The sequence below is a fragment of the Rickettsia asembonensis genome (assembly GCF_000828125.2).
Taxonomy (GTDB): Bacteria; Pseudomonadota; Alphaproteobacteria; order Rickettsiales; family Rickettsiaceae; genus Rickettsia; species Rickettsia asembonensis.
The window spans coordinates 1-10,747 of sequence record NZ_JWSW01000078.1 but is presented as its reverse complement, the minus strand read 5'-3'; the positions used below and the strand labels follow the sequence as shown (position 1 = coordinate 10,747).

Below are 10,747 nucleotides of genomic sequence, written 5' to 3'. Positions count from 1 at the left end.
AGTTTGTCTAAAGTTGCAAATGATAAACGAGCTAAAATTGGTTGTAAAGGAGGTAATAATTTTTGGTATGGTTATAAAAAACATGTTAGTGTTGATATTCAATCAGGGATGATTAATAAGGTTGCAGTTACCCCTGCAAATGTTACTGATAGCAAAGGTTTTAAACATGTTATGCCACACTCCGGTGCTACATATGTAGATAAAGCATATTGTACAAAGCCTGTCAAAGATGCAGCCACTAGGAAAGGAGTGCATCTTTGTGCTGTAAAGAAAAATAACATGCAAGATAAGAATTTTGACCTTGATAAATATTATACAAAAATTAGAGCACCTTTTGAAAGAGTATTTTCACAAGATAATAAACGTGTCAGATATATTGGTATTGTCAAAATTCAATTCTCTGAATTTATAAAGGCTATATGTTTTAATTTGGAACGATTAACCGTTTTAATGGGTAGCTAATATTATCATAGATAACACATAGATAGTAACAAAATTTCTACTAATTTTGTATATACTGACCAAAATTTATCTTAAATTTAAACACAAATTTTTCCAAAAAAATATCCTTCCTGTAATTCTCTGCTTAATTCCTTATCTCTCAACACTTCCATAAAGAATATTGAGCTACTTGCAACGTATAACTGTAAAGTTCTATTTACGCAGCAAATATACTAGCCATCAAGGTTCATTAAAGTTAAAGATATTGTTTTAATAGCATTAGTGTTATACCGTGGCTTAACCCATAGTACCGGATAATTTCTGTTTTATGTCATTCCTGCGAAAGCAGGAATCCAGAAAAAATAACCTTAATATTAATACAAAAACCAGTATTTGATAAAATAAACCTAAAAAAACAAGTTTTTTATAGGTTTTACTGGATTCCTGCTTTCGCAGGAATGACATAAAACGATCCATGTAATAATGCCTACAAGCTCGTAGGACGACATAAAATGCGTTTTCCAATCCACGCAAGAATTACATACTTAAAATAGCTCATAATTCTCTAACTGGTTTTAATACTAGCTTCTTATTCCTGAAGATATTGATTCTAGAAAAGAAGCCGTTTTTTGGTTTTTTAAAGTCACGTTTGTAATTTTCACCGGTGACAGCATTATAGCTAGTAATTAAAGAAGGTATAACCTCGTTATAATATATTTTATAAAGGTCGTGCATAGTTTCTTTGGTAGTTAAATATCCCCATTTTACGGCTTGTTGCGGTACTCTAGCGAGTGCCTCAATACAGGCTACAGCTTCTTCAATTTCAGGGTTTTTATTTTTGTACACTTCAGCGTTTGGCGATAAATTAGCTTGCATATCTTTAAACATAGCCTCAATCATTAATGCCATATATTTATCGGTTTTAAATTTTTTTACAAATATTAGGTTATTCCTACTGCTATAATTTAAAAGCCGAAATTTATATATAAAAATCATGAATTTTATAGCATAAACTTTTAAGCCGCTAACTTTATTTGCATTATAAAATTTAAGTTTCGTTTCATAATCTAATTGTTTTTTCATGCCTGCTTTAAGGAGCTTACCCAGCAAATTATGACAATGTATGATATCATTTTTTCTAGCAATTCGTACTTTATCGGTAGCTTTAGTACCAGAAAAATTAGCCGAATGGCGAGTTATTTGCCTGCCTTTATCATCTCTTTTTATATCGGCAAAATGCCCAAGCTCTTGGGCTGCGATAATCTGAAGCCTAGCAACGGCAGGCCAGCCATTACCGTACATAGGATAGTCTTTATTATTTTCAGCAAAAGGATTACCGCCGCATGAAACAAAAATAGCTACGTCCTTGCCGTTAGTGCTTTGCATACCGCTATTACCGCCTACTCGTTGCCAGCTAACCATATCCATCATATCGCCGATATTATGCGAATAGGTGAGAAATACTTCCGTCTTATTAAGAAGAAGCCACCTTATTACGATTGGATGAGCCGACTGAACAAAAAGACGTGCCAACATTTCGGTTACTTCTTTCTTAACCGGCTGTAGCTTTTGTATTTGTTTTTTTAAGTTATCAAAGATTGATTTTATTTTCTGATCTGAAGCAGAATTTCTGTATAGATTTTGGAAAAGCTTAGTAGTTTCAGGAATTAAATGCGGGCTTGTTAGTTCTTCTTTACTAACCATTAAGCTTATATTAAGAGCAGGCTCAGTAAATCTTGCAAAATTGTAGCAATCATCGGTATCTATCCGTAATTTACCGGACTTAATTAATTGCACCGCTAAATGCTCATACTCTATTTCCATGTCCTGCTTATAAACAGCAGGAACACGGCCAAGAATATGGTATATGCTAGTCATTTTAAAAATTTAGTGGTTATCTTCTACATCACCTGTTGGTAGCACATCGCCATTTTCGTCTATATTTAAAGGTAGAACCTCTAAGTTAAATGCAAGCTCAGGTTCATTAGATATTTGGTTTGATTTCGGTTCTTCTAGGCATATAAGGTTTATAACAACATCTACTTTAGGGAATACTGTGTCAAAGCAATTTTCAAAAAATTTATCCGACGACTTTAACTTTATTGCATCTAATGCTTTTTGTCTACTATCTTTATTTTTAATACATGTGTTAATTGCCTCTCTCCTAAAAAATAAATGAGGATAATCATTGAAAATTTTTGTAATTAGCTCCGGCTGTTTCTCACTAAAATATTCGAGACATGCCTTATTACCATATCTAAATATTTTATATGCTAAAAATAAGACAAAATAACCTTGTTCTTCTTCAGTAAATTTATCAGCAAAATATTTTTGATTAAAAAAATCTTCAACCCCTCTTCTGATGCCGGTTGAAGAAAACCCTATTTTTTTCAAAAGTGGTTTTGAGAGATCAACTGAAACGCAAGATATCTTTATACGCTTGCTTCTCTATAGGCTTATCATTCATTTCTTTGGTATCTGTGGTATCATAACGAAAAAATTTACTTTGCATCGGCAGTTTAGTCTCAAAAAAATTACTAAAACTATTTTTTGTATCTCCATAAAGGGAGTGTTGAGATATGAGTAGTAAGAGGTTATAATGTAATAAAAAAAATAAGAAAGTAAAGAAATGTCAGAGCATCAAATAACAATGGTCAGTTTAGATGAATTAGTTAGCACAGATCATCAATATCGTAGATTTAAAACTAAAATACAGCATTGTATACACTAACCGAATACCATTGTATCAAACATAGAACCGAACATTAAGATAATAAAAAAGGGAAATAGGGCTAAATATTGTTATATTAATAATACCGATAACACATTTAATACATCCAAAGTTATTAAAGCCCTTGAACATAATAAGAAGCAAGAGCTTACTGCTATGGAAATTGCTCAATTGCTGTTAAATGCTAAGTCTACATAGTTAGTGATTGCGAAAATATACGACTATATGCCAGCAAAGGTGAGTTTTGCGAAACTCACCTTTAGCAATTCCTAATCCTAATGGGATTTTATAAAAACTATTGCATATTTCGGCTCATTAGTTTATTGTGATTAGCAAACTATGTACAGAATTAATGGATTATTAAAATGGGAATTACCGTATTAAAAAACGAAGGATTGGATTTTCATGCAAGAATCTCTACTCCTTTAAGTGAGATAGATGACGATATTCAAAAAGAATTACTTGATTTAACCAAAAAAGTTAAAATAGCAGGTTTTAGAGCCGGTAAAGTACCGGTTTCAATTGTTAAGAAAAAATACGGTACTTCCGTCAGGAATGATATAATAGAAAGAAGAATTAACCATTCGGTAAATCACGTTATTAAAGAACATAATCTAAATATAATCGGTAGACCCAAAATTGAAGAATTGCAAAACGAACCCGATAAAGCTTTAGAATTTACCGTAAAAATAGAGCTATTACCTAAAATTACTATTCCGGATTTAAAGAAAATCTCACTAGATCGTCCAAAATTAGAAGTAAACTCTAAAGATGTTGAAGAACAACTAGAAAAACTTGCCGCATTAACAAAAAGCTATACTAAAGAAAGTAAAGCAAAAATAAAAGACGGAGATCAGGTTACTATTGATGCGATCGGGTACATCAAGGACGAAGCTTTTGAAGGCGGTAAATTAAATGATTTTAAGGTAGTAATAGGTAGTAATGCACTTATTCCAGGTTTTGAGAAACAATTAATAGGTTCTAAAACAGGTAGTGAACTAGATGTTAATGTTATTTTTCCTGAAAATTACCATGCTAAAGATTTAGCAGGTAAAGATGCTCGTTTTGCAGTACAAATTAAAGCAGTACATACTGCAGAACCTACCGTTATTGATGAGGAGTTTGCTAAAAAATTCCAAAGTAATAGCCTTGAAGAATTGCGTACACATTTTGCTAAACAAATAGAAAACGAATCGGAAGAAGTTATTAATACTATAATGAAAATGAACTTATTTGATAAGTTAGAAAAATTGTTAGATTTTGACGTACCGGAATCTTTATTAGAGCAAGAAAAAAATATTCTAAAGTCCGAAACCGATAAAAATGACCAAGATGAATCATTATTAAAAGATAAATCCCCTAAAGAAATAACAGAATATTATAATAAATTAGCCCTACGCCGTTTGCGAATAGGCTTATTACTTGCTGAATACGCAAAATCTAAAAATTTGCAATTAGAGCCTGATGATTTAAGAAAAGTTATTATGCAACAAGCACGTAATTTTCCTGGGCAGGAAAATATGATATTTGATTTTTATAAAAATAATCCTAGAGCAATTGAAGGACTTAAAGGTCCTGCCTTAGAAGATAAAGCTGTACAATATATATTTAATAACGAAATAAAGCTTAAAGAAAAGAAATATACTAAGGAAGAGCTAGAGAAATATCTAGAGGCAGAAGAGCAACGTATTACTTTGATTTAAAGTTTATTAATTGTCATTGCGAGCAGTTCGTAGCACTTACGTGGACCAAAAAAACTACTCGATGTCATTCCCGCGTAGTATTGTTGCGTGGATCAATTTCACCTCTGTCATCCCGTGGCTTGACCACGGGATTCAGTTAAAAATACTAAAATATTAGTATTTTTTATTGTTTTTATGGACCACGTGGTCAAGCGAACTAGGTGACACAGTAGGTTTTACCGATCCACGCAACAAGACTTTCCCACGTAGGCAGGAATCCAGCATAAAGCGAGATAAATCGAGCTTTTAATTTTAAAAATTTGCTGTATTTATACTTTTTTTTGGATTCCTGCTTTCACAGGAATGACATCGGTATCCACGCGGGCAATGCCCGTCTTTCTTAGCTCCGGCAATATATTACTCCTGATTTTTTATAGTCTTTAAAGCTAGTTTAACTATTTTATTTACCCCTAGATTAGTGTAGGTAGAGATAGGAAAAACTTCTTTATTAGTAGCTTTCTGCAACTCATTTATTTTTTCTTGTATTTCCTCATCGGTAAGAACATCACATTTATTAAGACATATGATTTCGATTTTATTTTTTAGATAATCGGAATATGATTCAAGCTCAAGGCGTACTGTATTATAATCTGTCACTACATCATTACTAGAGCCGTCTATTAAATGTATTAATACATTACATCTTTCTATATGCTTTAAGAATTTATCGCCAAGTCCGTGACCTTGATGAGCTCCTTCGATCAAGCCGGGAATATCGGCTATAACAAACTCTTCGTCATCAACATACACCACTCCAAGATTCGGCACTAAAGTAGTAAAGGGATAATCGGCAATTTTAGGCTTGGCTGCCGTTACAACCGATAAAAAAGTAGATTTACCGGCATTTGGAAGACCTACAAGCCCAACATCAGAGAGGAGTTTTAAGCTTAAATGAATCCACATTTCTTCAGCAATTTCGCCTTCCGTACGCTTTCTTGGAGCTTGATTAACCGACGTTTTGAAATGACTGTTGCCAAGACCGCCGCTTCCTCCTTTAATTATTTCAAAGCTTTGGTCATCCTCAGTGAAGTCATGCAATAATATATTGCCGTCCTCGGAAAAGATTTGAGTACCGATGGGAACATCAAGAACTAACGATTTTCCTGATTTACCGCTTCTATTTGAACCTTTACCGTTTTCGCCGTTTTCTGCGGTAAAATGCTGTTTATATCGATAATTTACTAGCGTATTAAGATGGTGATTACTCCTAAAAATAACACTACCGCCACGTCCACCGTCACCGCCGTCCGGTCCGCCTCTGTCAATAAATTTCTCACGATGGAAACTAACGCAACCATTGCCGCCGTTTCCACCTTTTATATATATTTTAACTTCATCAATAAAATTCATTATATACCGCTGTGTCATCCCGTGGCTTGACCACGGTATCCAGTAAAAATATCAAAAAATGTACACCTTGAACTGCTTTTCTAGATACCGTGGTCAAGCCACGGGATGACACAGCGGGTTTTACCTCTCCCCGATACCCTTATACTCTCTATGTACATAACCGGTGTAAAGCTGTCTAGGTCTGCTGATTTTTTGTTCAGGGTCTTCGTGCATTTCTTTCCATTGTGCCATCCATCCTACGGTTCTTGCTATTGCAAAAAGTACCGTGAACATTTGCGACGGTATACCCATAGCTTTATAGATAATACCTGAATAAAAATCAACATTTGGATATAATTTTCTCTCAATAAAATATTCATCTTTAAGAGCGATAGCTTCAAGTTCTATTGCTATTTGCAAGAGTGGGTTGTTTTCTAGCTGTCCGAGCTCCTTTAATACTTCTTTGCAGGTTTCTTTAAGTACTGCGGCACGGGGATCGTAGTTTTTATATACACGATGACCAAAGCCCATCAACCTAAATGGATCATTTTTATCCTTAGCTTTAGCTATATATTTAGGAATATTCTTAGAACTACCGATTTCTTTAAGCATATTTATTACCGCTTCATTAGCCCCGCCGTGAGCAGGCCCCCAAAGTGAGGCAATCCCTGTACTTACGCAAGCAAAAGGGTTAGCCCCGGATGAACCGGCAATTCGGACTGTTGAAGTAGAAGCGTTCTGCTCATGGTCAGCATGCAGAATAAATATTTTATTAAGAGCATTTTTTATTATTGGATTTACTTTATATTTTGTACAAGGCGTTGCAAACATCATATGCAGAAAATTTTCAGTAAAATCTAACGAATTATCAGGATAAATAAACGGTTGTCCTATAGAATATTTATAAGACATTGCGGCAATAGTTGGTATCTTAGCAATCATTCTAATAGCGGTAAGTTCGTAGTCTGCTTCTTTAAAATTCAGTAAATCAGGATAAAATGCTGAAAGAGAACCAACGGCCGCAAGCATAATAGCCATAGGATGAGAAGAGCTACAAAAGGTTTGAAATAAATAGTGTAATCTTTCATTCACTAATGAATGATGAGCAACCTGTTTAGTGAAATTATTATACTGCTCGATGCTTGGTAATTCTCCATAGATTAGCAAATATGCCACTTCTAAAAAATCACTTTTCTCGGCTAAATCTTTAATGTCATATCCTCGATGTCGCAAGATTCCTTTATCACCGTCTATATAAGTGATAGTAGACTGACAAGAAGCAGTAGACATAAAGCCCGGGTCATAAGTAAAACAATCGGCTTCCGAAGATACCCTGCTTATATCGATTACATCCTCACCAATACTTGCTTTAAGTATAGGTAATTTAAATATTTTTCCTCTGATTTTTAATTCGGCAAATTCTGAATCATTACTATTTTCATTGGTCATATACATATACCCTTTGTTGTTATATATCAATATAACCTTAATTTCAGAAAATTAGAAATGAATTATTATTTAGGATTTAAAAATTTTCTATATTGCGATACGAACTTATAATACGTAAAATTTGTAAAGGGCTGGTATTAGGATCATAAATAATATAATAATTATATACAATCCAAAAGCGTAAGGGTTTATTTGTTAAATCTTCACGTTTACTTCCCATGTTAGGATTATTAGCTAATTTATAAAAAGCTTGTTCCAAGCATTCTAGTACGTTATCAGCTGCTCTAATACTATCATTTGTTATATAAAGCCAAATATCTTTGATATCTTGTTTAGCTTGGCTAGTTAAAATAAATTGATTTTTAACCATTGTTTTTTAAATAAGCTTTACGAAAATCATGAATATCTTGTAATGCTTTTTCTCCTGGAATTAATTTACCTTCAGCAGCTTGGTCTAAACCAATCTGTATTTCATGATTAAGCCATGTTTTATAATTTTCAAACTGAGCATTTTGAGAAATATTTTCAGATTTGACCATTAAACGTAATGCTGCTCTTATAACTTCACTTGAAGAATGGTAAAAGCCGCTTTTTACCTGTCTATTTACATATTTTTCAAGTTCAGGAGTTAAAGAAACATTCATAATATTACCTTTAGAATAGCAATAATTGATATTAGCATAACATTATATGTTATTTCAAGAAGATTTAAGCTTAAATTTTTTTAGCTAACGAGCAAACCCGTATTCACCAAATACTCCTTAATCTTTAGTAAATCATACCAAGAGGTGCGTTTTTGCATAGGTTGGCGAAGTAAATAAGCAGGATGGAAAATTGCCGTAGTTTGGATAGGAGCGGATAGATATTTATTGGTATAAAAATAATATTCTTGTCTAATTTTAGTAATACCCGAATTTTTTCCAAGTAAGCTAGTTGCAGCCGTGCTACCGACTAGAATAATTAGCTTCGGGTTAATAAGAGCAATATGTTTCTCGACAAACGGTCTACAAATATCGACTTCTTCGAGTGTTGGCTGTCTATTAGCGGGAGGACGCCAAAATACCGTATTAGTAATATAAGCGTTATTTTTCCGTAAAATTCCGATAGCATGCAGCATATTATCAAGTAAATTGCCGCTTTCGCCGCAAAAAGGTATTCCTTTCAAATCCTCAGTACTTCCGGGAGCTTCGCCTATTAACATAATTTTAGCTTCCAAATTACCATCACCGAAAACCGTATTAGTAGCAAATTTCTTAAGTTCACAACCATTAAAATTTAGTAGAGATTCTTTTAGTTCTTCGATATTATTAGCTTTATCGGCAAGAGATCTTGCTAGGGTTATATTATCATAAACTTTATCATTCATATTGAATGCAGTTTCTTTTGTAGACATAAGTTTTACTTGTGGCTTTTCAGTTAGTTCAGTATTATTACATACCTTTAATTTCGGCGGGTGTTCAGAACAGTAATATTCAACACCGATTGCACTTAACCATTTAAGCGTATTATTCATTATCTTAAAATAAAATATGTTAACATATAATGTACCAAACGAACTAAATAATATAAGACTCGATAAAGCTTTGTCACAACTTCTTGAAAATGTTTCTAGAAACCAAATCCAAAAAGCTATTAAAGATTCGCAAGTACTAGTTAATGATGTAATTATTTCTGATCCTGATGTTTTGGTCAAGGAGAATGATGTTATATTATTTTCTTTTAAAGAACCTGAAGAGCTAAAAATTGCAGCAGCAAATATAGCACTTGATATAATTTACGAAGATAATGATTTGATAGTAATTAACAAAGCTGCAGGTATGACGGTACACCCAGGGGCAGGACATTATGACGATACGCTTGTTAATGCATTACTTTATCATACGAAGAATCTATCGGATATAGGTTCAGCAGAAAGACCCGGGATAGTGCATCGTTTGGATAAAGATACTACAGGCTTAATGATAGTTGCTAAAAATAATAAAGCACATATGCTACTTGCAAATCAGATAGAGCAAAGACAGGTAATACGGAAATATAAAGCGTTAGTTTGGGGGGTAATTAATCCGCTAGAAGGAGTCATTAAGAATAATATCGGTCGCAGTAGAGTAGACCGCCAAAAAATGACCATATTAAAATATGGCGGTAAAGAAGCCGTGACACATTATAAAACTCTAGAATTGTTTCACAAGGGTACTATTAGTATGGTGGAGTGCAAACTTAGTACGGGCAGAACTCACCAAATTAGAGTGCAGCTAAGCCATTTAAAGCATTCGGTAGTAGGCGACCAAACTTATGGTAATAATGACCGAAAAATTGCTCATTCCCCCCCTGAACTAAAAGCAAAATTAACTGATTTTAAGCGTCAAGCCCTACATTCTTGGTATTTAAGCTTTACTCATCCAACTAGTAATGAAATTATGGAATTTTCTTGTGAGTTGCCAAGGGATATGGAAGAGATTATTAGCTTATAATTGACAAAATATTAATTCCTAATATTATATTAAAAAATTAATAAAATGAAAAAAGCTAATAATATAAACTAGAAGAAGCATTATCCTCTATGAAAGACGGTGTTTTAAACCTTAAAAAACAAAAAGCAAGCTTAGAAGAAGTTTTTACTTTTCTGCACGACTCAAGTACTGCTACAGACAAAATTACTTCCTTAGATATATCAAATTATAGAGATTGGTTAGAAGTAAAAGAGTTTATTTTAAAATTGAGTAATAATTTATCTTTTAAACTGCAATCTATAAAAATTGCTAGCCATTTTGAATATAGTATAGAACATGAAATTAAAATTTCTAAACCAGTCAATGAAATTCTTGCTCTAAGATTAAAAACCGGCATAGATATTCATAGTATGTATATTGATGATGTAAGTGATAGGAAAGAAACTTTATCAAAAAAATTTTTAGAAGAATTTAAAAAAAATGATTTTAATGAGCAAGAAGAACAATTAAATAAATTCATAAAAGCTGCGTGTAAAGAAGCGAAGACACCTGATAATATAGAAATGCAATATATGCAAGCTCTGCGGGTTTTCTGGGAGTGTTGA

General features: G+C 33.1%; 13 protein-coding genes and 1 pseudogene. 5 read left to right on the top strand and 9 right to left on the bottom strand.

Going from position 1 to position 10,747, the window contains the following annotated elements:
* Positions 1 to 462: transposase (locus SB78_RS06580; RefSeq protein ID WP_146625051.1), on the top strand; the 462-nt coding region annotated here is incomplete at its 5' end.
* A 276-nt stretch (positions 463 to 738) separates the two neighbouring features.
* Here SB78_RS06580 and SB78_RS09780 read toward each other — a convergent pair.
* From SB78_RS09780 to SB78_RS06570, 3 genes and pseudogenes are all read right to left on the bottom strand, one after another.
* Positions 739 to 906, bottom strand: coding sequence for a hypothetical protein (locus SB78_RS09780; RefSeq protein WP_158510116.1), 168 nt, complete (start codon positions 904 to 906; stop codon positions 739 to 741).
* Positions 907 to 996: 90 nt separating this feature from the next.
* Positions 997 to 2,319 carry a DUF2748 family protein gene (locus tag SB78_RS06575; RefSeq protein ID WP_041079549.1) on the bottom strand — a complete coding sequence of 441 codons (1,323 nt, stop codon included), beginning with the start codon at positions 2,317 to 2,319 and terminating at the stop codon, positions 997 to 999.
* Between the two features lie 9 nt (positions 2,320 to 2,328).
* Positions 2,329 to 2,855 (bottom strand): annotated as a pseudogene (locus SB78_RS06570) (hypothetical protein).
* Positions 2,856 to 3,537: 682 nt separating this feature from the next.
* Here SB78_RS06570 and tig point away from each other — a divergent pair.
* A complete protein-coding gene (gene tig, locus SB78_RS06565; RefSeq protein WP_041079547.1) occupies positions 3,538 to 4,875 on the top strand; it encodes a trigger factor in 1,338 nt (445 codons plus the stop codon).
* A gap of 166 nt (positions 4,876 to 5,041) precedes the next feature.
* The gene (locus SB78_RS11590) at positions 5,042 to 5,164 is read left to right on the top strand and encodes a hypothetical protein (protein WP_277813979.1); all 123 of its coding nucleotides are present in this window, start codon (positions 5,042 to 5,044) and stop codon (positions 5,162 to 5,164) included.
* 107 nt (positions 5,165 to 5,271) lie between these two features.
* Here SB78_RS11590 and obgE read toward each other — a convergent pair whose 3' ends face one another.
* From obgE to SB78_RS06540, 6 genes are all read right to left on the bottom strand, one after another.
* Entirely contained in the window at positions 5,272 to 6,264 is a 993-nt protein-coding gene (gene obgE, locus SB78_RS06560) for a GTPase ObgE (RefSeq protein ID WP_041079546.1), read from the bottom strand.
* Positions 6,251 to 6,376 carry a palindromic element RPE4 domain-containing protein gene (locus SB78_RS08585; RefSeq protein WP_081421009.1) on the bottom strand — a complete coding sequence of 42 codons (126 nt, stop codon included), beginning with the start codon at positions 6,374 to 6,376 and terminating at the stop codon, positions 6,251 to 6,253. The genes obgE and SB78_RS08585 overlap by 14 nt, the downstream gene beginning before the upstream one ends.
* A gap of 8 nt (positions 6,377 to 6,384) precedes the next feature.
* Positions 6,385 to 7,692 (bottom strand): citrate synthase, encoded by a 1,308-nt coding sequence (locus tag SB78_RS06555; protein WP_041079545.1) that lies wholly within the window; start codon positions 7,690 to 7,692, stop codon positions 6,385 to 6,387.
* A gap of 76 nt (positions 7,693 to 7,768) precedes the next feature.
* On the bottom strand, positions 7,769 to 8,062 hold the full coding sequence (locus SB78_RS06550; RefSeq protein WP_241773816.1) for a type II toxin-antitoxin system RelE/ParE family toxin: 294 nt from the start codon (positions 8,060 to 8,062) through the stop codon (positions 7,769 to 7,771).
* Positions 8,055 to 8,336: a type II toxin-antitoxin system ParD family antitoxin gene (locus SB78_RS08580; protein WP_081421008.1), complete on the bottom strand. Its 282-nt coding sequence runs from the start codon at positions 8,334 to 8,336 to the stop codon at positions 8,055 to 8,057. Before SB78_RS08580 ends, SB78_RS06550 begins: the two co-directional genes overlap by 8 nt.
* Positions 8,337 to 8,416: 80 nt before the next feature.
* Positions 8,417 to 9,205, bottom strand: coding sequence for a uracil-DNA glycosylase family protein (locus SB78_RS06540; protein WP_041079544.1), 789 nt, complete (start codon positions 9,203 to 9,205; stop codon positions 8,417 to 8,419).
* Between the two features lie 16 nt (positions 9,206 to 9,221).
* Here SB78_RS06540 and SB78_RS06535 point away from each other — a divergent pair, with 16 nt between their 5' ends.
* Positions 9,222 to 10,163, top strand: a complete 942-nt coding sequence (locus SB78_RS06535; RefSeq protein ID WP_041079543.1) for an RluA family pseudouridine synthase — start codon at positions 9,222 to 9,224, stop codon at positions 10,161 to 10,163.
* A gap of 89 nt (positions 10,164 to 10,252) precedes the next feature.
* A complete protein-coding gene (locus SB78_RS11265) occupies positions 10,253 to 10,747 on the top strand; it encodes a hypothetical protein (protein ID WP_041079542.1) in 495 nt (164 codons plus the stop codon).